The organism is Pseudofrankia sp. EUN1h, from assembly GCF_001854645.1.
GTDB classification, from domain to species: Bacteria; Actinomycetota; Actinomycetes; order Frankiales; family Frankiaceae; genus Pseudofrankia; species Pseudofrankia saprophytica.
The window spans coordinates 232,416-254,582 of sequence record NZ_MBLN01000003.1; the positions used below are offsets into that span (position 1 = coordinate 232,416).

Annotated in this window: 19 protein-coding genes; 15 read left to right on the forward strand and 4 right to left on the reverse strand. The window is 72.1% G+C overall.

All coding sequences use genetic code 11. The annotated features are described in order from the left end of the window. Positions 1-142 precede the first annotated feature (142 nt). The 3 genes from BCD49_RS04155 to BCD49_RS04165 all read left to right on the forward strand — a co-directional run bounded on the left by BCD49_RS04155 (position 143) and on the right by BCD49_RS04165 (position 2,411). Complete coding sequence (locus BCD49_RS04155) at positions 143-649, forward strand: hypothetical protein (RefSeq protein WP_007509520.1); 507 nt, start codon at positions 143-145, stop codon at positions 647-649. Positions 650-896: 247 nt separating this feature from the next. Beyond that, positions 897-1,331 (forward strand): DUF4259 domain-containing protein, encoded by a 435-nt coding sequence (locus tag BCD49_RS04160; RefSeq protein WP_007509519.1) that lies wholly within the window; start codon positions 897-899, stop codon positions 1,329-1,331. A 171-nt stretch (positions 1,332-1,502) separates the two neighbouring features. Next, positions 1,503-2,411 (forward strand): Dyp-type peroxidase, encoded by a 909-nt coding sequence (locus BCD49_RS04165; RefSeq protein ID WP_007509518.1) that lies wholly within the window; start codon positions 1,503-1,505, stop codon positions 2,409-2,411. A gap of 20 nt (positions 2,412-2,431) precedes the next feature. On the opposite strand, the gene BCD49_RS04170 is transcribed toward BCD49_RS04165, so the two are convergent. Continuing rightward, complete coding sequence (locus BCD49_RS04170) at positions 2,432-2,989, reverse strand: nuclear transport factor 2 family protein (protein WP_007509516.1); 558 nt, start codon at positions 2,987-2,989, stop codon at positions 2,432-2,434. 287 nt (positions 2,990-3,276) lie between these two features. Between BCD49_RS04170 and BCD49_RS04175 the strand changes: the two genes are divergently transcribed. Continuing rightward, entirely contained in the window at positions 3,277-3,696 is a 420-nt protein-coding gene (locus BCD49_RS04175; RefSeq protein ID WP_007509515.1) for a nitroreductase/quinone reductase family protein, read from the forward strand. 183 nt (positions 3,697-3,879) lie between these two features. Here BCD49_RS04175 and BCD49_RS04180 read toward each other — a convergent pair whose 3' ends face one another. Continuing rightward, positions 3,880-4,338, reverse strand: a complete 459-nt coding sequence (locus tag BCD49_RS04180) for a hypothetical protein (RefSeq protein WP_007509513.1) — start codon at positions 4,336-4,338, stop codon at positions 3,880-3,882. A 777-nt stretch (positions 4,339-5,115) separates the two neighbouring features. Between BCD49_RS04180 and metK the strand changes: the two genes are divergently transcribed. Continuing rightward, positions 5,116-6,381 (forward strand): methionine adenosyltransferase, encoded by a 1,266-nt coding sequence (gene metK, locus BCD49_RS04185; RefSeq protein ID WP_007509512.1) that lies wholly within the window; start codon positions 5,116-5,118, stop codon positions 6,379-6,381. 277 nt (positions 6,382-6,658) lie between these two features. On the opposite strand, the gene mce is transcribed toward metK, so the two are convergent. Next, complete coding sequence (gene mce, locus BCD49_RS04190; RefSeq protein ID WP_007509510.1) at positions 6,659-7,084, reverse strand: methylmalonyl-CoA epimerase; 426 nt, start codon at positions 7,082-7,084, stop codon at positions 6,659-6,661. 431 nt (positions 7,085-7,515) lie between these two features. Here mce and BCD49_RS04200 point away from each other — a divergent pair, with 431 nt between their 5' ends. The 7 genes from BCD49_RS04200 (at position 7,516) to BCD49_RS04230 (ending at position 14,069) form a co-directional block, all read left to right on the forward strand. Beyond that, positions 7,516-9,351 (forward strand): RyR domain-containing protein, encoded by a 1,836-nt coding sequence (locus BCD49_RS04200; RefSeq protein WP_007509506.1) that lies wholly within the window; start codon positions 7,516-7,518, stop codon positions 9,349-9,351. Between the two features lie 59 nt (positions 9,352-9,410). Beyond that, a complete protein-coding gene (locus BCD49_RS04205) occupies positions 9,411-10,064 on the forward strand; it encodes a peptide deformylase (protein ID WP_007509504.1) in 654 nt (217 codons plus the stop codon). Positions 10,065-10,109: 45 nt separating this feature from the next. Beyond that, positions 10,110-11,141: a threonine aldolase family protein gene (locus BCD49_RS04210; protein WP_027140959.1), complete on the forward strand. Its 1,032-nt coding sequence runs from the start codon at positions 10,110-10,112 to the stop codon at positions 11,139-11,141. Positions 11,142-11,284: 143 nt separating this feature from the next. Beyond that, positions 11,285-12,502 carry a serine hydrolase domain-containing protein gene (locus BCD49_RS04215; RefSeq protein ID WP_007509501.1) on the forward strand — a complete coding sequence of 406 codons (1,218 nt, stop codon included), beginning with the start codon at positions 11,285-11,287 and terminating at the stop codon, positions 12,500-12,502. 199 nt (positions 12,503-12,701) lie between these two features. After that, positions 12,702-13,160 carry a DUF1772 domain-containing protein gene (locus BCD49_RS04220; protein WP_007509499.1) on the forward strand — a complete coding sequence of 153 codons (459 nt, stop codon included), beginning with the start codon at positions 12,702-12,704 and terminating at the stop codon, positions 13,158-13,160. A gap of 129 nt (positions 13,161-13,289) precedes the next feature. Further along, the gene (locus tag BCD49_RS04225) at positions 13,290-13,553 is read left to right on the forward strand and encodes an HGxxPAAW family protein (RefSeq protein ID WP_035929586.1); all 264 of its coding nucleotides are present in this window, start codon (positions 13,290-13,292) and stop codon (positions 13,551-13,553) included. 246 nt (positions 13,554-13,799) lie between these two features. Next, positions 13,800-14,069 (forward strand): HGxxPAAW family protein, encoded by a 270-nt coding sequence (locus tag BCD49_RS04230; protein WP_007509496.1) that lies wholly within the window; start codon positions 13,800-13,802, stop codon positions 14,067-14,069. Here the strand turns inward: BCD49_RS04230 and BCD49_RS04235 are convergent. Continuing rightward, the gene (locus tag BCD49_RS04235) at positions 14,066-15,244 is read right to left on the reverse strand and encodes an NADH:flavin oxidoreductase (RefSeq protein ID WP_027140962.1); all 1,179 of its coding nucleotides are present in this window, start codon (positions 15,242-15,244) and stop codon (positions 14,066-14,068) included. The genes BCD49_RS04230 and BCD49_RS04235 overlap by 4 nt on opposite strands. A 461-nt stretch (positions 15,245-15,705) precedes the next feature. On the opposite strand from BCD49_RS04235, the gene BCD49_RS04240 reads away from it, so the two are divergent. The 3 genes from BCD49_RS04240 to BCD49_RS04250 are packed head-to-tail and all read left to right on the forward strand — an operon-like array spanning position 15,706 to position 22,075. Continuing rightward, positions 15,706-19,116 (forward strand): DUF2309 domain-containing protein, encoded by a 3,411-nt coding sequence (locus tag BCD49_RS04240; RefSeq protein ID WP_007509492.1) that lies wholly within the window; start codon positions 15,706-15,708, stop codon positions 19,114-19,116. Positions 19,117-19,163: 47 nt separating this feature from the next. Next, positions 19,164-20,684 carry a proton-conducting transporter transmembrane domain-containing protein gene (locus BCD49_RS04245; RefSeq protein WP_241832251.1) on the forward strand — a complete coding sequence of 507 codons (1,521 nt, stop codon included), beginning with the start codon at positions 19,164-19,166 and terminating at the stop codon, positions 20,682-20,684. Continuing rightward, positions 20,684-22,075, forward strand: coding sequence for a proton-conducting transporter transmembrane domain-containing protein (locus BCD49_RS04250; protein WP_007509489.1), 1,392 nt, complete (start codon positions 20,684-20,686; stop codon positions 22,073-22,075). The genes BCD49_RS04245 and BCD49_RS04250 overlap by 1 nt, the downstream gene beginning before the upstream one ends. Positions 22,076-22,167: the final 92 nt, after the last annotated feature.

The window sequence follows — 22,167 nt, forward strand, 5'->3', positions numbered from 1 at the left end:
TGCTCCGTGCGAGGCGAGGATTGCGAATCGCTTTTCGGAAAGTTACTTTTCGCCGAGCGACCTGTCGAGACCCACGCCACACCCATCGCCGCGACGGCGGGATGGCCTGGCGTCAAAGCCCTGGGATCAGGAAGGGGGAACGGTGCCGGAAGCGAAGCCGGAGGTAAAGATCGTCTCAGTGGGGGACGTGCCGTGGAACGAGGTGAAGGCGCAGACGCACGCCGACGGGCGGCGGGTGTCGGTCTGGGAGAAGTTCCTCGAGTGGTCAGGGGAACGGATGGTCATCTACGCCCGCTACGACCCGGGGATGATCGTCGAGCGACACGGCCACCTGTCGGACCACTTCGTCTTCGTCGTCGCCGGCGAGGTCCTCATCGGCGACCGCCCCTGCCCCGCGGGCACGCACATCACCCTGGAGCACGGCGCGGTCTTCGGACCACTGGTGGCCGGGCCCGAAGGCGCCACCCTCTACGAGATCATGACCGGGGACCCACGGGCCGTGCCCGCTGACCCCACGGGATTTACCGAGCTCCTGACCAGGCAGGGCGTCCAACCGCTACCCAACCCACCCGTACCGTGGCCCGACTGGCTGGCGCCGCGTACCGATTCGGAGGCCGCCCCAGAATCCGCTTCAGATCGGCCAGGCTGATCCGGCGGGCCCGGTCGCCGGGTCCGGTCGCCGGGTCCGCCATAGTCGCGGCCGATTTGTGTCGACGAATCATCCTTGGGAGGCACGGCACTTGTCCCGGTGCTGGCAGGTAGCGTCGGCACGTCCACGGGAACCGTGGACCAGGCCGACCATCGGTTCTCGCCCCGACACGGCCAGGAAGACCGGCGAAAAGTGTCGGTAGCGACCGCGACAATCACCCGGCAGCGCCGAACACAAGGAGACCGCTGTGGGTGCGTGGGGACCGGGACACTTCGACAACGACGGCGCGCTCGACTTTGTCGATGACCTCCTCGACGCGCCGGCCGAGAACCGGGTCGATCTGGTCGAACGGTTGCTGGCGCGGGTCGTCGACGGCGAGCACCACCCCGCCATCGACGACGGCTCGCACGTCGTCGTCGCGGCGGCGCTGATCGCCGCGCAGTGTCCGGGTGGCGAGCCGGTCAGCGACGCCCGCTGGCCGCTGGAGCCGCTGCCCGCGTTCCCCGCCGACCTTCGCTCGCTCGCGGTCGAGGCGCTGGACAGGGTGCTCTCCGACGGCTCCGAACTGGCCGAGCTGTGGTCGGAGGCCGCGGGCGCCGAGGACTGGCGGCGGGCGGTCCTGCGGCTTCGCCGCGTTCTGGACCAGCCGATGCCGGGCGAGGTCCCGTTGTTCGAGGTGTAGCGACGGCCACCCGCCGCCGTGCCCACGGCCTTCGGTCACCGTTCCGGGCGAGCCCGACCCAGCTCCGCGCCACCGCGAGAAGTCGCCTGGTCCGTGCACGGTAACGTCGCAGGGTCAGCCATACCGGGGACAAGCCGGACGGCACGTGACGTCGATGGGAAGGGCGGATCAGTGACGCAGCCGGGGATCTTCGGGCTTGGGGCGCCGGAGCACAGCTACCTGGAGTTCGACCTCCGGGACGGCATTTCCGCGGTGGACCTGGCGAAGGCGGTCGCGGGGCTGGTCGGGCCGCTGTCGACCGGGGGTGGCGTCAACCTGGTGGTCGGGTTCCGGCCGGAACTGTGGGCGCAGGTCGCGCCCGATGGCCTGCCCGCCGGCGTCACCGGCTTCAACGAGCCGATCGTCGGTGCCGACGGCTTCGAGATGCCCGCCACCCAGCACGACGCCCTGCTGTGGATCGCCGGGGCCAACCGGACCGCCGTCTACACCAACGGCCTCGACGTGATCAGCGCGCTCGACGGCGTCGCCACGGTCGCCACCGAGGTCGGTGGCTGGGTGTACGCCCACGACCGCGACCTCACCGGCTTCATCGACGGCACCGAGAACCCGTCGATGCTGGCGGCGCCCGGCGTCGCGATCGTCCCCGACGGGCCGGGTGCCGGCGGCAGCGTGCTGCTGTTCCAGAAGTGGACGCACGACACGGCGAGCTTCGCGGCGATCGGTGTCACCGAGCAGGAGAAGGTCATCGGCCGCACCAAGGCCGACAGCGTCGAGCTCGACGAGTCCGTCATGCCGGCGACCTCGCACGTCTCGCGCACCGTCGTCGAGGAGGACGGCGAGGAGCTGAAGATCTTCCGCCGCAACACCGCCTACGGCACGGTCACCGACCACGGCACGATGTTCGTCGGCTTCGCCGCCGAGCAACGCATCCTCGACCTCATGCTGCGCCGCATGGCGGGCGCCACCGAGGACGGCCTGCGCGACGCGCTGACCCGGTTCACCACCCCGGTCAGCGGCGCCTACTACTTCATCCCGGCCGTCCCGGCCCTCTCCGGCTTCGCCCCCGAAGACGCCGGCTAAGGCTGGCGGGGACGCACACCTCAGCGGGCGGCCGGCTCGTCGGGAGCGCGGAAGGGCGAGCCAGGGGTGTAGGCATCGGTGCGGACGAGACGGTGGGCGAACAGCCACCGCCCCTCGGCCGGGACCAGGATGTCGCGATAACGGCCCCAGTGGTCCGGGCCGGTGGCCGTCAGCACGGCGAAGTAGGCCGACGTGGTGATCCGCTCGGGCGTCACTGAGTCGAACCGCAGATTCGCGACGAAGTGTCGAATGAACGCCCTACCCGCCGCCGGACCGCTGCCCGCCGGCGCGGCGCCGTTGCCTGCCGGCGCACCGACCTCGGCCCCGAGGCCACCGACGCCGCCAAGACCGGAGCCCGGCCTTGGCGCCGTGGTGGCGGCGGTCAGGGCCTGCACCCCGGAAAGCCGGGCGATGATCTCCGCTCGGCCGCGGGCCGTCCAGCCGCCCTTGGTCTCCAGCACGCCGTCGGCGGTGAAACAGGCCGCGAGATCGTCGAGCAGAAGCCGGTCGCCGCTGTGGCTGTACGTCGCCACCGTGTCCCGTACCTGCTCGCGCGCGACCAGCTCCCACAGTTCCATGGCGCGTCAGCCTATGGCGCCCGATCCCGGCGAGTCGCCCGGTTCGACCCTCGCGGTGCCGGTCAGCGGCGRCGCGGGCCGGGTCAATGATCATTTGGGAACGCCGACGGGCGCCTGTCAACAGCGTGGACAACGCCGCCTCGCCTCGCGGTCCGGCGTGCCCCGGCAGAGGAGAGCCGCCGTCGGCGTTACGTTTCCCGGGTAGCGGACCCTCGTCCGCCGCCCGGCCTCACCACCGCGATCGAGGCCTCCTGGGATCCCCCGACGGACGAAGGAAGCGAACTGCGTTGAGCTGGAACGACACCGTCATCGCGGAATTCCGCGCGAACAACGGGACCGTCACCACTGGCGGCTTCGGCCGCAGCCTGATCCTGCTGCACAGCATCGGCGTGCGCACCGGCGTCGAACGCGTCAACCCGGTGCTGGGCCGCCGATCCGGCGACGACTGGGTCGTCGCCGCGTCGTTCGCCGGAGCCCCCACGCATCCGGCCTGGTATCACAACCTGATCGCCCACCCCGACACGACGATCGAGACCAGCGACGGCGCCGTCGAGGTCACCGCGACCGAGATCACCGGCGCCGATTACGACGACGAGTGGTCCGGGTTCGTCGCCCAGTCGGACGCCTTCGCCGAGTACCAGAAGAAGGCCGGCGACCGCCGCATCCCCCTCCTCCGCCTCCGCCGCCGCGTCCCCGCGGCAGCCTGACGGCCGTCGCCGGCCGGCGGCCGGCGGCCCACCGCGAACACCAGGAAATTCGGCGTCGAAACCGGTGCCGGAAGAGCCCGCGGACGACGACGAGGCCTCCCCGAACTCGGGGAGGCCTCGCGTCATTCGGTCCTTCGGTCGTTCGGTCCTTCGGTCGTTCGGCCCGAGCTGGTCGGGCTCCGCTCAGACCTTTGCGGCGGCCGCGTGGCCCCGGGCCAGGAAGTGCTTGTAGGCGCCGTTGGTGTAGGTCGACCAGGCGGTCGGGCCCTGGCGGTGGCAGACGCGCTTGGCGGCCCAGGCGTTGTTGGAGATGTCGTAGAGGTTGCGCCCGCCGACGAGGTCGCTGTTGGCCCACAGGTTGACCTGCCACAGGCCACGCGAGTCCTCGATCCCGGTCGCGTGGGCGTGCGTGTTGCCACGCGACTCGGCCAGGGCGATGGCCACCCAGGTGCCCGTCGACACGCCACGGCAGCCGGCAAGGCCTGCCCGCTTCGCGGCGGCGGCGATGGTGGTGTCGGAGACGGTCGCGGCGCTGGCCGGAGAGGCAGCCATCAGCCCGCCGGTAGTGACGACGGCCCCCGCCGCGACGATGGCGGCGAGGCGGTTGCGCAGGCTGCTCTTGCGGTTGCGTCGGATCGACAAGAAATGGCTTTCCCGCTACACCAACGGAACACGCGCACACCAACAGCGAGAACGATGCTGGAATGGCGCGGTGGCGCCCTGGCCATCCTGAGGCCGGGACGCGCCTGGAGAACGCAGCTTCCCTGCTGGCATCCTTCCGGCTGAGCCCGGTTCCGGGCTCCTCCGTTTCTGCCCCGCGATAAAGAGACGACATGCACCGGGACCGTGGGCAGACGCGGCGTCGGTCCGGTGTTTCGCACGGCCCGGGAAAGGTGCGCCCCGGGCCGGACGAGAGCAAACATAAGCGGGTGCGGGCCCCGAAGGCAAACACGAATCGTGGCCTCCTACGGTCCCGATCGTTGACCCTCCGTGTCTCTCGCTCTCCTTCAGCGCTTTCCATTACACCATCGTGACCGGCGCCACAATCAGCCTCGAATTCCACCTGTCCACAACGCGACCGATCGGCCACCTTCCGCGATACACATTCACGTATTGAACAGAGTCTGATGCACAACGTCTTCACCCGAAGATTTCGATCTCATCATGAACGCCACCCGCTCTCGCTTCATCTCGCTCCGCTATCGGAAGAGGGTGGCGCCGGTCTGGACCGGTCGGGGACGACGAGCCTCCCGCGAGGCGTTCGGGATCAATGCCGGGAATGCGCGCGGCACGGGCTGAGGCGGCGCCGCGGGATGCCGGGGAAAGTGCCGCACGGGGGCGAGGATGGACGCCTGCCCACTGGCTCGCGTCATCCACTCCCGGCCGAGAACCGTCGGCATGCGCGAAACGAGGTATTTCATGTCCCGACGCCTTTTCACCTCGGAATCGGTCACCGAGGGCCATCCCGACAAAGCGGCCGACCAGATCAGCGACGCACTACTCGACGCCTACCTCGGCGGTGACCGGCGTTCCCGGGTCGCGGTGGAGACGCTGCTCGCCGCCGGCCGGGTCCACGTCGCCGGCGAGGTGACGACCAGCGCGGACGTCGACGTCGTCGCCACCGTGCGCCGCACGCTCGCCGGCATCGGCTACGACGCGGCCACCGGTTTCGACGCCGCCACGGTCGACGTGCTGGTCTCCATCGGCGCCCAGTCGCCCGACATCGCCCAGGGCGTCGACAACGCCTACGAGGCCCGCACCGGGCTCGGCCCCGCTGGCCGCCAGGGCTCGCGAGCCGGCGAGGACAGCGGTGACGTCGACGAGCTGTCCCGTCAGGGTGCCGGCGACCAGGGCATCATGTTCGGCTACGCCACCGACGAGACGCCGGACCTGATGCCGCTGCCGATCACGCTCGCGCACCGGCTGGCCAGCCGCCTCGCCGCCGCCCGGCATGACGGCGCGCTCCCCTACCTGCGTCCCGACGGCAAGACCCAGGTCACGATCGAGTACGACGGCGACCGGCCGATCCGCCTCGACACGGTCGTCCTCTCCGCCCACCACGCCCCCGGCGTCGACCTGGACGGACAGCTGGCACCCGACGTCCGCTCCCAGGTCGTCGAGCCTGAGCTCAAGCGGCTGGTCGAGGAGATCAGCGGCCTGGGCGGCCGGCTCGGCGAGCTGGAGGTGGACGGATACCGCCTGCTGGTGAACCCGACCGGCCGGTTCGAGGTCGGCGGCCCGGTCGGCGACGCGGGCCTCACCGGCCGCAAGATCATCATTGACACCTATGGCGGCTCGGCCCGGCACGGCGGCGGCGCGTTCTCCGGCAAGGACCCGTCGAAGGTCGACCGGTCGGCGGCGTACGCGCTGCGCTGGGTCGCGAAGAACGTGGTGGCGGCGGGCCTGGCCCACCGGGTGGAGCTGCAGGTCGCCTATGCCATCGGCAAGGCCGAGCCGGTCGGGCTGTTCGTCGAGACGTTCGGCACCGAGCAGGTGCCGCCGGCCGCGATCGCCCGGGCCGTCGCCGAGGTGTTCGACCTGCGCCCGGCGGCGATCATCCGCGACCTCGACCTGCTGCGCCCGATCTACCGGCAGACCGCCGCCTACGGCCACTTCGGCCGTTCGCTGCCCGACCTCACCTGGGAGCGCACCGACCGCGCCGCCGCCCTGCGGGCCGCCACCTAAGACCAAGTCCGAACCGTGGCGGATGGCCGTCCCTATAGGCGTCCTGAGGTGACACGGTCCACACCCGGTCGTCCGAAGTGTGTCAGTTCGACGTGCCTATGGGCACGTCCATCCGCCACGGTCGGCGCTCGGCCGGCCGGGATGTCGTCGTGAGGCCAAGGGATGACCTCGGCCCAACCTCGACCGGCCGGCCAGCGGCCACTCAGCCGTGTCGACCCGGATACTCAGTGTGAGAATGCGGGAAGGCGGCGAGCTCTTTCACAACGGACAGGCCGGGTCAGTGGCCGCCGGCGGCCTCGACCAGCTCGGTGAGGACGCCTCCGAGGCCCTTCGGGTGGATGAAGGCGATGCGGCTGCCCGAGGTGCCGTGCACCGGGGTCTTGTTCACCAGGTCGAAGCCGGTGACGGTGAGCGACGCGAGCGCCGCGTCGATGTCGTCGACGCCGTAGGCGATGTGGTGGATGCCCGGGCCACGCTTGGCCAGGAACTTGCCCACCGGGGTGTCGTCCCGGATCGGCTCCAGCAGCTGGACGTAGGAGCCACCGGTGTCACCCGCGTGCACCAGCAGCATCGCCTCGCGCACGCCCTGGCGCTCGTTGGTCTCCTGATGCACGCACTTCAGGTTGAACGCCTGCTCGTAGATCGGGATGGTCTCGGTCAGCGACGCCACCGCGATCCCAACGTGATCAATCCTGGTCAGCACGCCAGCCAGCGTCCCGCGCTACCGCCCGCCGCGTCCACCGATACACGAGGTGACCTAGCGGACGTCGCCCCCAATCCCACGCTTTCCCACCAGCGAATCCCCGCTCCCGCTGCCGGTCACGGGCACCGTCCGGGCCCGGTCGGTCGTTCGGGAGCCCTTCGGACTCGTTCACCGATCGCTGTCGGAGAGCCGACCACCGCGTTGCCGGCGCCAAATGCCGCCGATAGTCATAGTGTTCGCGAGGCCATCGACCCGGGTGAGAACACCACAGGCCCACCGTTTCCCGCCCGTACCGCCTTCCGCACGCTCCAGGACCTCCAGGAACTTCAGGAACTTCAGGAACTCCAGGACCTTCCAGAACTCCACGAACCCGTCGAGACTCCGAACGGACCCACCGACTCCGTTCGGAGACACGAGGAGAGCTGACGAGCGTGGCGAGCGACGCCGGGGAACGGCAACGCCGATCGCGTCGGACACGCCGTGACACGGTCACGGACGGATTACGCACGCTGCTCGTCGACCCGCGCGGGTGGCGGGTGCTGTGCGGGGCCGCGGCCGTCGCCGCGATGTGCCTGGGGATTGCCGGCCAGTGGCTGATGTACACGGCGGCCGGCGGCGGCGGGCCGTTCGGCGGCCATTTCCTCGACCTGCTCTACGGCTCCCTCGGCCTGTTCGTCTTCCAGCCGCCCGACCTGCCCGACACGGCACTGTCGGCGCCCCTGCAGGTGGCACGGTTCCTCGCCCCGGCGGCGACGCTGTACGCGCTCGCCGACGCGCTCGTGCTGCCGGTCGCCCGGCTGCGGGCCCGGCTCGCCCATGGCCACGCGGTCGTCTGCGGCGACGGGCCAGGCGCGCTCGCGCTCATCGCGAAGCTGCGCGCCGAGCGCGCCCAGGTGGTGCTCGTGGCTCCCGGCGCCCACGCGGAGCTCGCCGGCCTGGTCGGCGACCAGCGGGTCACCGTGCTCGCCGGTGACCCGACCGTCGCGGCGGTGCTGCGCCGCGCCGGCGTCGCCCGCGCCGACCGGCTCTACGTGACCGGGCCCGCGACCGGCCGCAACGCGGCCGTGTTGATCACCGCCGCCACCATCGCCACCACCGCCGGGCGCCACCGGTCCACCCCGTTGCGCTGCTACGCCGAGGAGTCCGACCCGGACGTACTCGACGCGCTGTGGATCCTGCTGCTACGCCAGCCGGCGAGTGACGCGGTCACCGTCGGCTTCTTCAACACGGCGCGCCTCGGCGCCCGGCTGCTGCTCGACGACCTCGCGCCGGCCTGGACGCCGGCGGGCGGCGGGCCTGTCGTCGTCGCGGGCCTGTCGCCGTTCGGCCAGGAGCTGCTGCTCCAGATCGCCCGGCGACGCAGGCAGATCCTCGGCGAGAACGCCTCCCGGCTGCCCGTCGTCGTCGTCGACGAGCGCGCGAGCGCGGCCGTGCACGCGCTGCGCGCCCGCTACGAGGTCCTCGACGCGCTGCTCGACCTGGACTGCCACGACGTCCGCGCCGACGAGGCGGACCTTGACCGGCGCGCGCATGCCCGCGCGACCGGCGCCGGCTTCGTCGAGCAGATCTTCGTCTGCTACGGCGACGAGGAGTTGGCGTTGCGCAAGGCACTCGCGACGGCCCGGCCGCCGACCCGCCGGTCGGTCGTGGTCCGGGTGGACAGGGGAAGCCCGCTCGGGGACGCGCTGCGCCCGGGCAGGCAGGAGGGGCAGGGCCCGATGGACGCGCTCTACGACGACATGGTCATCTTTCCGCAGCTCGATGCCGCCTGCGATCCTGATGACGTGTCCGACGACCGGCTGGAGGCCTGGGCCGAGGCGATCCACGCCGACTACTGCCGCCAGCGGCTGGAGTCCGGCGAGGCCAGCGACGACAACGAGGCGCTGGTCGCGTGGGAGAACCTGCCGGAGAAGTACCGCTCCAACAACTACGACCAGGCCCGGGACATCGAGACCAAGCTGAACCTGATCGGCTGCGCCAGCGCCCGGATGACGTCGGACGCGCCGTCGTTCACGTTCACCCCGGAGGAGGTGGAGCTGCTGGCCCGCCACGAGCACGAGCGCTGGATGCGCAACCGGCTCGCGCACGGCTGGCGCGGCGGCGACGCCCGGGACAACGAACGGCTGATCCACCCCGACATCCGGCCGTATGACGAACTGTCCACGGAGACGAAGGACAAGGACGCCCAGATGGTGCGCCTGATCCCCCGGCTGCTCGCCAGCGCCGGTTACCGCGTCGTCCGGTCCGCCGACGCGCCCTCCTCCTAGGAGGTTGCGACCCGGACCTGAGCCAGCCCCGACGGGTGGACGGCTGGGATCCTGGAGGAGTGACCATCCTGCCGATCCGGGTCCTGGGTGACCCCATCCTTCGCACCCCCGCCGACCCTGTCACGGACTTCGACGACCGGCTGCGCCGCCTCGTCGACGACCTGATCGAGACGATGTACGCGGCGCCGGGGGTGGGGCTGGCCGCGCCGCAGGTCGGCGTCGGCCTGCGGCTGTTCGTGTTCGACACCGACTGGCAACCGAACCGGCCGGACCGGCACGAGGACGACGACGCCGCCGACGATGCAGACCGGCCACGGCGGCGGCGACCGCGGGTCGTCGCGAACCCGGTCCTCGAGCTCGGCCCCGGTGAGCAGACCGACCAGGAGGGCTGCCTGTCGGTGCCCGGCCACCACTACGCGACGACCCGGGCGGCAAGCGCCACGGTGCGCGGCGTGGACGCGCGCGGCGAGCCGGTCGAGTACTCCGGCACCGGCCTGCTCGCCCGCTGCCTGCAGCACGAGTCCGACCACCTGGCCGGCTCGCTCTACCTCGACCGGCTCACCGGCCTCGCCCGCCGTTCCGCGGCCCGCGCCCTGCGCGACCCGGCGTTCCCCGCGCCGGGCCAGCCGGGCGCGCAGCTACAGCCGGACCCCGGCCAGCCAGGCGACGACGACGGGGGTGGCTTCCTCGCGGCCCTGCGGCGCCGTCGCTGACGTCGGCCACCGGCGCGGCGCAGGGTGGGTCGTATCGTGCGAGACATGGCGATCGACCTGCGCAGCGACACGGTGACCCGGCCGACGGCGGACATGCGCCGAGCGATGGCCGAGGCCGAGGTCGGCGACGACGTCTACGGCGAGGACCCGTCGGTGCGCGCGCTGGAGGAGCACACGGCCGACCTGCTCGGCCACGAGGCCGCGGTGTTCGTCCCGAGCGGGACGATGGGCAACTTCTGCGCGCTGCGAGCGAGCGCCGAGATCGGCACGGAGATCATCGCCGACGCCGAGGCGCACATCGTCACCTACGAGCTCGGCGGCCTCGCCGCGCTCGGCGGGGTGCAGACCCGGACGCTGCCAGGGCTCGCCGGCCCGTTGGACCTCGCCGAGCTCGCCGCGCAGATCCGGCCGCGCACCGCGCCGAAGACCTACAACATGGTCCCGACCAGCGTCGTCGCCGTGGAGAACACCCAGGCCCGCGCCGGCGGGCGGATCTGGCCGCTCGACCGGCTGGAGCGGCTGCGGGAGATCACCGACGACGCCGGCGTGGTGCTGCACTGCGACGGCGCCCGGATCTGGAACGCGGCGGTCGGCCTCGGGGTGGAGCCGCGCCGCCTCGGCGAGTTGTTCGGCACGCTGTCGGTCTGCCTGTCGAAGGGGCTGGGTGCCCCGGTCGGCTCGCTCGTCGTCGGCGACGCCGAGCACATCGACCGGGCCCGGGTGTGGCGCAAGCGGCTTGGCGGCGGGATGCGCCAGGCCGGTGTGCTCGCCGCGGCCGGCCTGTACGCGCTGCGTCACCACCTGGATCGGCTCGCCGACGACCACCGGCGCGCCGCCGAGCTCGCCGCGACGCTCGCGGACGCGGCTCCCGGCCGCGTCGAGCCGAAGCTGGTCGAGACGAACATGATCTTCGTCTCGGTCCCGGACGCGGAGGACTTCGCCGCGCGGGCGGCCGCGGCGGGGGTGCTCGTCGGCACCTCCGGGCCGACGTCGCTGCGGCTGCTCACCCATCTCGACGTGGACGATGACGATATCCGCGCGGCGGGCGCCGTTCTGGCCCGGCTGCTGACCGCTTAGGCCACCCACCCGACAGTCAGTAACGATCGGTGACGACACCGCCGGCCCGAACGGGCCAACGTGTCGGCTGGGTTACGTAACCGGGACGCGCCCTAGACGCGGAAACGACACCCCCGCGCGGTTTCGGACGGACAATCGCCGCCATGACCCTTCCCGCGCCCGCAGCCGCGGGCGGCGCCATCGCCACCGACCCGACCGCGGCCGACGTCACGACGGCCCAGACCGCGGCCTGCCTCACCGCGGAGGCACCCGGTGACGGCGGCTCGGGCACCTCCGGGGCGCGAGGCATGGTGACGCCGGGCTTCGAGCCGGTGCGAGTGGCGTTCGAACGGGTCCTGGCCGAGGCGGCGGGCACCGGCGCGGCCGTGGCGGCCTGGCACGAGGGCGCCTGGGTCGTCGACCTGTGGGGCGGAACCGTGGACGCGGCCGGCACGGCGCCGTGGGACCGCGACAGCATCGTCATGCCGTACTCGGTGACGAAGCCGTTCGCCGCCGTGTGCGCGCTGCTGCTGGTGGAACGCGGCCAGCTCGACCTCGACAGCCGCGTCGACCGGTACTGGCCGGGCTTCGCCTCGCCAGCGACCGTCCGGCATGTGCTGGCCCACCAGGCAGGTCTCGTCACGCTGGACCGGCCGCTGCCGACGGCGGCGCTGTTCGACTGGGACCTGGTCTGCGCCGCGCTCGCGGCCCAACAGCCCCTGTGGACGCCTGGGACGGCGCACGGCGAGTCGGCGTTGTTCTACGGCCACCTCGTCGGCGAGCTGGTCCGGCGCGTCGACGGCCGTCGGCTCGGCACGTTCCTGCGCGAGGAGGTGTGCGAGCCGCTCGGGCTCGATTTCGCGGTCGGTCTCACGCCCGCGGAGCAGGCCAGGGCCGTCGAGCTCACCGGGCTGGACGCGGCGTTCCGCCTACGGACCGCCGACGGGCGTCCCGAGCTCTACCGGCGGGCGATCGGCAACCCGCCCGGCATCCAGGACGGTGCCGTGGTCAACAGCGCCGCGCTGCGGGTCGCCGAGATCCCGGCGGTCAACGGGCACGGCACCGCCCGCGCCGTCGCCGGGCTGTACGCCGCGCTGCTGTCCGGCCAGTTGCTCGGCCCCGACCTGCTCGCCGAGGCCACGACGGCGCAGTGCAGCGGTCCCGACCGGGTCATGGGCGGCATGAACGCCTGGGGGCTGGGTTTCGGCGTCGACGGCGACGGTTTCGGCATGGGCGGCCTTGGCGGCAGCCTCGGCTGGGCCAGCCGGTCCGGCCACTACGCCTATGCCTTCGTCACCGGATCCCTGGGCGATCACGCTCGTTCCGACGCCGTCGAGAACGTGCTGCGCGGCTGCCTCGGCCTCCCGCCGCTCGCCGAGTAACCGTCAGCCGGGTAACCGTCAGTCGCCGCGGCCCGCCCACCTGGACGGCTTGCCTGGCCGCAAGTCACGCTGGCAGGAAGCTGCCGGGCGATCGTCGGGGCTCCTGGGCCCGTGCGCCATCGGGCCCCGTTAGCGTGCGCGGTGAGGAATCCGGCTCATGGCCATGGCCGGGCCCACGCGCACAGGGAGGTACCCGGTGATGACCGCGCTCGCGGTGGTAGCCCTGGTGCTGGCCGGACTGGTCGCCGGCACGATGACGGTCGGGCTGGTGGCGATCCGGCCGGCGATGCACTCGTTGCCGGTGGCGTCGTACATCACCGTCAAGCAGGCGTTCGACGCCAGCTACCCACGGTTCATGGTGCCGCTGCAGCTCGCGGCGCTGGTCACGTCGCTCGCGCTGACGGTCACCGCCGCCGTCGACGACTCCACCACCTCGGCGGCGCTCGCGGGCGTCGGGTTCGTCCTGCTGCTGGTCAACGTCGTCGTCACGGTCCGCGGCGACCTGCCGATCAACATCGCGATGGCGTCCTGGCGCCCGGAGGAGCCGCCGGCGGACTGGGAGCGGCACCGGGTGCGCTGGGACCGGTTCAACGCGATCCGCACCGCCGCCGCCGTGACGGGCCTCGTCCTGCTCGCCGCCGCGGCCACCGGCGTCTGACACTCGTCGGCTGCCGCCGCGTCGCGGATGTCACTCCCAGTGGGATGGCCCGCGCGCGACCGATACCATCACGGCGGGGCGGTGTTCCGTCCCACCGGCCGCGCGCGACGCATGCACGAAGGGTCCACGGTGAGCGACATCGACTCGGCACACCACTCCAAGCCCATGTCCTGGGTCATGGTGCTGGTCATCACCATCGGTACCGTCATCGGCACCGTCGGAGTCTGCATGGCCTCCTGGCCGGTCTCGATCATCGGGGCCGCCATCGTCGTCCTCGGTGGCATCGCCGCCCTGGTCACCGGGATCATGGAAGACGTGGACGAGCACCCCAGCCGCGACCTCTGGCCGATCGGCGGGCGCGACGCCTCGTACCGGCGCCAGATCTCTGCCTGAAGCCGGCCTGACCGCCGAGGTCGAGCACCGATCGACGACCGACATCGATCGACGACCGAACCGGCCACCGCGAGACCCGGCCGATGCCCGGCAAACGAAGCGGCCTAGTTCCCTGACGGGGAGCGGGCCGCTTCGTCGTCTTCGGTAACCTGGCCCGATTCCGGCTCCGGAGCCGCCGGGCCGTGCGATCATCGCCGGTAACCGCGCCGCGCCCGGCGGGGCGGACGGACCCGTGAAGGGCCGCCGGTGAGCGACTTACCCACGCCACACCACTCCAAGCCGCTGTCCTGGGCCATGGTGCTGATCATCAGCATCGGCTTCGCCGTCGGGACCGTCGGCGTCTGCATGGCCTCCTGGACGATCTCGATCGTCGGCGCGGCGGTCGCCCTCGTCGGCGCCATTGCCGCCCTGGCCACCGGGATCATGGAGGACGTCGACGAGCACCCCAGCCGCGACCTCTGGCCGATCGGCGGGCGTGACCCGTCCCGCCGCCGGCCGCGCCAGCTCTCCCCCTAGACGGGGTCGGTGAGGACGCAGCGCGACCGCGAGTAGATCGTCGGCATGCACTTGTTGCAGTGCACGCACAGCGACCTCGTGCTCGCGTTCGCGCGCAGCCGGTTGACGAGGTCCGGCTCGCGCAGCAGCGCCCGCGCCATGGCGACGAACTGGAAGCCCTCGGCCATCGCCGTGTCCATCCCGGCCTTGTCGGTCACGCCGCCAAGCAGCACCAGCGGCATCGTCAGCGCGGCCCGGAACTGGCGGGCGTGGTCGAGCATGTACAGCGGCTGGTACGGATAGGCCTTCAGGAACCTCGGGCCGACCAGCCGCAGCCCCGCCCTCGTCACGCCGTGGAACGCGCCCGCGAACTCGCGCACCGGCGCGTCCCCCCGGAACAGGTACATCGGGTTGAGCAGCGAGCTGCCGCAGGTGAGGACCAGCGCGTCCAGCGACCCGTCGTCCTGTAACAGGCGGGCCACCTCGACCGACTCGTCCAGCCACAGGCCGCCGTCGACCCCGTCGTCCATGTTCAGCTTCGCCAGGATCGCGAGCTGACCGCCGACCTCGGCCCGCACCGCGGCGGCGATCTCGCGGGCGAACCGCGCCCGGCCCTCGAGGTTCCCGCCGTAGCCGTCGGTGCGGTGGTTCAGCTTGGGCGAGAGGAAGGCGCTGGCCAGGTAGTTGTGGCCGAAGTGCAGCTCGACGGCGTCGAAGCCGGCGTCGGCGGCGAACCGGGCGGCCTCGGCGTGCGCCTTGACGATCCGCTCGATGTCGTCGGTGCTGGTCGCCCTGGTCATCGAGCCGAACGGGCTGAACCGCCGGGTCGGGGCGAGCGACGGCAGCCGGTTCGAGGCGCCGTTGGCGACCGGGCCGGCGTGGCCGAGCTGCGCGGACACGGCGGCCCCGGTGGCGTGCACCGCGTCCGTGAGCCGGCGCAGGCCAGGCACGGCCTCCGGGCGCATCCAGATCTGGTGGCGGTCGGTGCGGCCCTCGGGCGCGACGGCGCAGTACGCCACCGTCGTCATGCCGACGCCGCCCGAGGCGGGCGCGACGTGATAGGCAATCAGATCGTCGGTCACCAGCGCCTTGGGCGTCCGGCCCTCGAAGGTCGCCGACTTGATCACCCGGTTGCGCAGGGTGATGGGTCCGAGCCGCGCGGGCGCGAACACGTCCGGCGCGGCCGACGGCGACACCAGGGCGCCCCCGGTGGGCAGGTCCTTCGGAGTCGTTCCGTTCGAGGTCGTGCCGGAGGCGTTCGCGCTGCTCGCGGCCTGGCCGGGCGGCGGCGCCGGATCCGCCGCGGCGGGGCCGGCGTCCCAGGCGGCGGCCTCGCCGCCGGTCCAGCCGGCCGGCGCGGAACCAGTGGCGTGGATCATAGGGGTCACTATCCTCCGCGCACGCCGCGCGCGGCACCGTTCGCGCGCATTCGGGCCACCGAATCTGATGGACCGTCAGAAACGATGGTCGAGGGGTTCATGGTGCGGACGACCCCGCTTCCGCGCGCGTCGCCGTGGCCGCCACCGCCAGTCGCGGGTCAGCGCCGACTACTCTCGACGGAGGAGCAAGAGTCGGTGCGGCCACCGTTGCGGACGATTCGTCGGCGCCCGGCGAGTGCTTCGCGTTTGGGCGCGCTCGTCGCGCCCAAAGTCAGGCTGTGGCAGGAACGGAGACGACGACGGAGACAACAGCGACGCCGGCGACCGCAGCCGGTCCGGCAGTACCAATCCCCGCCCAGCCGGAGGCCGAATCGCAGACCGATCCGGAGTCCCTGGTCGCCAGCATCCTGGACGACGTCGCGCATCTTCTGCCCGAGCAAGCACCGCTGAGCTTCTTCGTGCATCACAACACGCTGCACGCATTCGAGGATCTCCCCTTCCAGGACGGCGTCGTGCACGCCTCCGAGTTGTTGGGCACGCAGCCCTTCCAGACCGAGCGGGCGTTCTCCGAGCACCTGCGCAGCGGCCGGATCCGTGAGGACGACGTACGCGCCGTACTTGCCCCCCATGACGAGGTTGACGGCGACGTCGAGGTGGTACCCGGCGGRCCGACTCTGGCCGAGTTTCGGCGTCGGCGTCTCACCACCCTGTTTGAGATCCCGCACGGCGCCGGGCTGCGCTGGCTGCTGGAGGACGACGACGCCCGTCATCGCTGCCACCCCTTGGTGGACGACGCCCGCCGGGCCGCGCTCCGGCGCCAGGCCGGACGGATCTTTGAGGCGCGCGGCGGCGGTGGCCAGGACACCCCCGGATTCCCCGACACCGCCGGCTCCCCTGCGTCCGGCCGTCCGGATGGTCAGCGTCAGGCCCAGGTCCGCCGCCCCGCGACGGGCAGTCGTGGACCGCGCCACAACAGCCCGGGCCGCCACGAAGCAGCGCGGAGCGCGTCCCGGCGAGGCGCTGCCCGGACCGCCGGGCGATGGGGACGCCCCAGGTGGACAGGACACGGTCAGGCCCTGCCCGGTCAGCCGATGCCCAAGGCTCGGCTCCTGGCCGAGGTATGGGAGACCCTGGAACGCCAGCGCCCGCCAGCACCCGCCGTTGCCGCGCCGGTTCGGCGCCGCGACCAGATTCTGCGCCTGCTGGGTGTGGACACGGATGAGTTCGTGCATCCGGTGCTGATTCGGTTGTGCTCCGCTTTTCTTGATCAAGGTATCGCGTACTGGCAGATGCCGCAGCGCGAGGACGGTCTGCTGGGCGTTTTCCGGCGGCTGTTCAGCCTGCCCGGCGGTCGGCCGGACCCGGTCTGGCGTGGRCTCGATGTAGTTCTTCGCGAGCAGGCGGCGCAGGGATGGACGGCGACACGGACCGTGTTGTGGGCGCTTCGTGCGTTGCAGCTACCCGAGTCGGTCTGGCCGGCGACGATCCGGGCGAACCTGCTGTCGCTGCGCGGCTGGGCGGGCATGGTGCGCCAGTTCGAGATTCGGCCCGACCGGGTTCCGGTGCAGCCGTCCCCCGCACGGCTCGTCGACTTCCTCGCCGTGCAACTCCTGCTCAAGGTGTTCGCCACCCGGTACGTGCTGACCGAACGCGTCGGCCCCGGGGCGGAGCCGGCCGATCTCGGCCCCCTCGGCCCGGTCCCATCGTCCGCGTCGCTCGACTCGCCCGCACCGTCAGACCACGCCATCGACACGGCGTTGGTGTACGAGGCGTTCGTGCTGGCCCAGCTGGTGGACGTCGATCTCGGTCTGCTCACCGAGGACCGGTGGGCCAGCGCCTGGCTGCGGGCGGTCGCTGATTTCGACGAGCGGCGCCGACGCTGGCTCCTGCACCAGGCATATGAACGCCGGTACCGGATGATCGTCCTGGATGCGCTGTGCGCGCACGGCCGGAATTCCGCTCCGGCCACCGATCCTGAAGCCCCGCCCACGGACTTCCACGCGGTCTTCTGTATGGACGAGCGGGAGGAATCACTGCGTCGGCATCTCGAGGAGCACTGCCCGGCGGTGCGCACCTACGGTGCCGCCGGATTCTTCGGCGTGACCATGGCCTACCAGGGCCTGGACGACGTCCGGCCGCGTGCGCTGTGCCCAGTCACGACGACCCCTCGACATCTCGTCGTGGAGCGGGCCGTCGACGAGACCGAGCACGCGGCCTACCGCCTTGCCATGCGCCGCTATGGACACGTCGGCCACGCCATGTCGACGGCCCGCGGAACCCTCGGCCGCGGTGCGGCCCTGACCGCGGTCGCCGGCCTGGCATCGGCCGTGCCGCTCGTCGGCCGGTGCCTGTTTCCACGGACGGCCGAACACTGGGCACGTCACGTCCACCACCGGGTGGCGCCGCGACCGCGCACCAGACTCGTCCTCGAATGCCCGGACGACATCGAGCATCTCGAGGACGACCCGACCTCGGCGACGATGCCCGCGACACCGGGCACGGCATCCGGTGCGCTGGTGCCCGGGGTCGGGTCGGCGCCGCTGCGGTTGGGTTACACGGTCGCGGAGATGACCGACATCGTCGACGCGATGCTGACCAACATCGGCCTGACCGGCACCGCCACGACAACCGTCACAGCGGAGCAGCTCGTTCTGATCGTCGGTCACGGATCGTCCAGCCTGAACAATCCGCACGAAGCGGCCCACGACTGCGGTGCCACCGGTGGCGGCCAGGGTGGACCGAACGCCCGGGTGTTCGCCGCGATGGCGAACCACCCCCGAGTTCGCGACAGTCTCGCCGAGCGGGGCATCCGCCTGGATCCGAGCATCTGGTTCATCGGCGCCTACCACAACACGTGCGACGAGTCGATCGACTACCTCGACACCGATCTCGTGCCAGGCCGGTTCCGCCCCGCGCTGGACCGGGTCCAGGCGGCCATGGACGCGGCCCGCCGGTTGGACGCGCAGGAACGGTGCCGGCGATTCGAGTCCGCGCCCATCGACCTCGACGCCGAACAGGCGTTGGCCCATGTCCAGGAGCACGCCCGGGACATCGGCCAGCCACGGCCGGAGTACGGGCACGCCACGAACGCCGTCTGTGTGATCGGACGGCGATCCCGCACCCGCGGGTTGTATCTGGACCGCCGCGCCTTCCTCGTCTCCTACGATCCGAGGACGGACCCGGACGGCGAGGTGCTCACCCGGTTGCTGCTGTCGGCCGGCCCGGTCGGCGCGGGGATCAACCTGGAGTACTACTTCAGTTTCGTCGATCCGGTGGGTTACGGCAGCGGCACGAAGCTGCCGCACAACATCACCGCGCTGGTCGGCGTCATGGACGGGCATGCCTCCGACCTACGCACCGGGTTGCCCTGGCAGATGGTCGAGATCCACGAGCCGATGCGCCTGCTGGTGATCGCCGAGGCCGAGCCAGAACTCCTCTCCCGCCTGCTGCGCGACAATCCGGGACTCGATCGGCTCGCCTCGGGAGGGTGGATTCAGCTCGCCGCCTGGGATCCGCGGGGACCCGACATCCATCTGTATGTCGACGGCACGTTCCGCCGGCACCACCCGGACGATCTCACGTTGCCGGTGGTGACCCGTTCGGCGGAGTTCTACGCCGGCCGTCGTGAACATCTCGGATGCGCCGCGGTTCTCGGCACACCGCCGGTCAACCCCCGCCCCGCGGGATGAGGCACGCCCTCACGACCAACCTGTCCGGGGGCGCGCATGGCGGGGTGATGACCGCGTTGCTGTTGGCCGCGGTCGTGCTGCCGGCCGCCGGGGTCGCCGTACAGGCCGTCGCCCTGTGGTTTGGTCACCGCCGGTCGGAACGGGCCGCGGTGACGGTCGTGGCCATCGTGTTCGGTGCCGTCGTCCTCGCGACGGCCGMTCTCGGTGTCGATCTCCTGCTGACCGGGCGCGACCTGATCGACGTTCAGGTCGGAACCTGGTTCGCCGCTCCCGGCCATGCCTGGCGCTGGCACCTGGTGGCCGATCGGCTGTCCGTCCCGTTTGCGCTGTCCGCGGCGACGCTGATCGGGCTGATCGGCGCGTTGTCGAGCCGGTACCTGCACCGGGAGCCCGGGTTCTTCCGCTTCTACCTGCTGCTCACGCTGTTCGGCACCGGCGTCGAACTGGTCGTGCTCGCCGGCAGTCTGGCCGTCGTGTTCGTCGGCTGGGAGCTGGTCGGGATGTCCTCAGCCCTGCTGATCGCCTTCTTCCACGAACGGCGTGGACCGGTGCGGCACGGGCTGCGCGCGTTCCTGACCTACCGGGCCTGCGACGTCGGGCTGCTGGCCGGGACCGCGCTGCTGGCCGGCACGGCCGGATCGGTGGACCTGGCCAGCCCGCCCGCGCCGGCGACCGGCTGGCCGGGCCAGGCCGGCTGGACGGACTGGGCGCAGGTCCCCGTGCCGGCCTCCGCGGTAAGCGCGACGATCGTGGCGCTGCTCCTGGTGCTGGCCGTGGTCGGCAAGTCGGCACTGGTGCCGGCGAGTGGCTGGCTGCCTCGGGCGATGGAGGGCCCCACCCCGTCCAGCGCGATCTTCTACGGCGCGATCTCGGTGCACCTCGGACCGTACCTGCTGCTACGCACCCACGCCCTGCTCGACGGCGCGCCCGCGGCCCGGGTGGTCGTCGTCCTGCTCGGTCTCGCGACGGCCCTGCACGCCACCGTGGTCGGCCGCGTGCAGTCAGACATCAAAAGCGCCCTGGCCTACGCCTCCATGACGCAGGTCGGGCTGATCGTCGCCGAGATCGGTCTGGGCCTGTACCTGCTGGCCATCCCGCACATCCTGGGACATGCGGCGGTGCGCAGCGCGCAGATCCTGCGCTCACCGAGCCTGCTGCACGACCGGCACCATCTCGAACAGGCGATGGGGCGGACGCTGCCGCACGCCGGCCGGCATCTCGAACGGCTCGTCCCGGCCCGCTGGCAGCCACGGCTGTACCGGTACGCGCTCGAACGCGGCTATCTGGACGTCTGGCTGCGCCGCCTGTGCGCCCCGATCGCGCGGCTGCTGCGGGCCGTCGACGAGGGCCAGCGGCGCGCGGCCGACCGAATCGGCGGTGCGCGCGGTGGCACGACCCCCGGCGTGGCCACCCTCAGCCTGACCCTCGGCAACCGCACCATCACCGTCCCTGGTGCAACGGCGGCGCGTGGCACGGCGGCCGGCGGCCCGGTCAGCAGGAGTGCGCCGGTCCGCGAAGGGGCCGGCCGGGATGCGCCAGCGGACGGCGTCGCTCCCAGGGGGCAATGATGACGGTGTCGCTCGGCCCGCTGCTGGCCGCCGTCCTGCTCCTGCTCGGCGCGGGCGATCTGGCCCACCGACGCCTCGACGCCCGGCGGGCACGGGCGGCGGCGACAGGCTGGGCAGGCACCGCGCTCGCGGCGATCGTCATCTGCGTCCCGCTGGCCGGACTCGTCGACGACGCGCTCGCCGGCGTCGGCTGGGGCACGTTGACCACCCTGACGACGGGATGGGCCCGTTGGACACCGGTGGCCACGGGGCTGGCCGGCCTGGTCGCGGTCGCGCTGGCGCCGGTACGCACGCACACCCCGCGCACGTTCATCCACGTCCTGATGGTGCTCGCCACCGGGCTGGCGGCCACCGCGACCGGCGAACCGGCCGTGATCGTGGCATTGTGGGCGCTGGCGTCCGCCGCGATGTGGCGTGACCTGCGCCATCGCCTCGGTTCGCGAGGACCGGCCCGGCTGTTCGCCCTGCACCAGGCGTTCGGTGTCACGCTGGCCGCCCTCGGCGTGACCGTCCTGGCCATCGGCGACGGGTCGGGACGGGCGGGCACGATCGGCACCGCGGCGATCATCGCCGCCGCCACGGCCCGACTGGGCCTGCTGCCACTGCACCTGTGGGTCTCCGGGCTGGTGGAATCAGCGCCGATGGGTCTGGTCGTCGTGTTCCTCACGGGTCCGACCGCGCCGATGCTGCTCCTCGCCGACAGCATGCCGGCGACCGGGACCGGACTCCTCGTGATCGCAGCGGTGTCCGCCCTGCTCAGCGCCCTGCTCGGGCTCGTCCAGCCCGACGCCCGGCGCGGGCTGAGCGCCGTCACGGTCAGCGTGTCCGGAATCGTCGCGTGCGGCATCGCGAATGCGTCACCGACGACCGTGGCCGGGGCGGTACTGGCCTGGCAGGCCTACGCCATTGGGATGGCCGGCGCCCTGATGGTGCTGTCGGCCACCGAGGCACGCCGGGGGCCCATCACCCTCACCGGAGCCGGTGGCAGTTTCGCCCGCACCCCGAAACTCGCCGTCGCCTTCCTGCTACTCGGGCTCGCCGTCGTCGGATTCCCGGCCACCCTGGGATTCGTCGGCGAGGACCTCCTGATCGAAGGAACCCGGGAATCGTCCTCGCTGCTGATGGTGGCGCTCGCCGTCGCGACAGCGGCCAACGGGGCGACGGTCGTACGCTGGTTCTTCACCGGATTCACCGGACGACGCGATCACATCGGCGAGCCCGACCTCACCACACGCGAACAGTGGGCGGTCACCGCCGCCCTCGCGGTCCTCCTGATCGGCGGCCTTACGCCGGGTGGACTGGTACCGGACGGGCCGAACCCGGCCTTTGGGCTGAGATCAGCCGGCAGCTCGGCCCACACGGACACGGCCACCGGTGGACACGCCCCGTAGACAGCCGGCACGTTCCATGCCACCGGCCCCGACGACCTACCGCCCGCCGCCACCGGCCCGAAGGACTGGAGCCGATCGCCTGCGGAACCGCG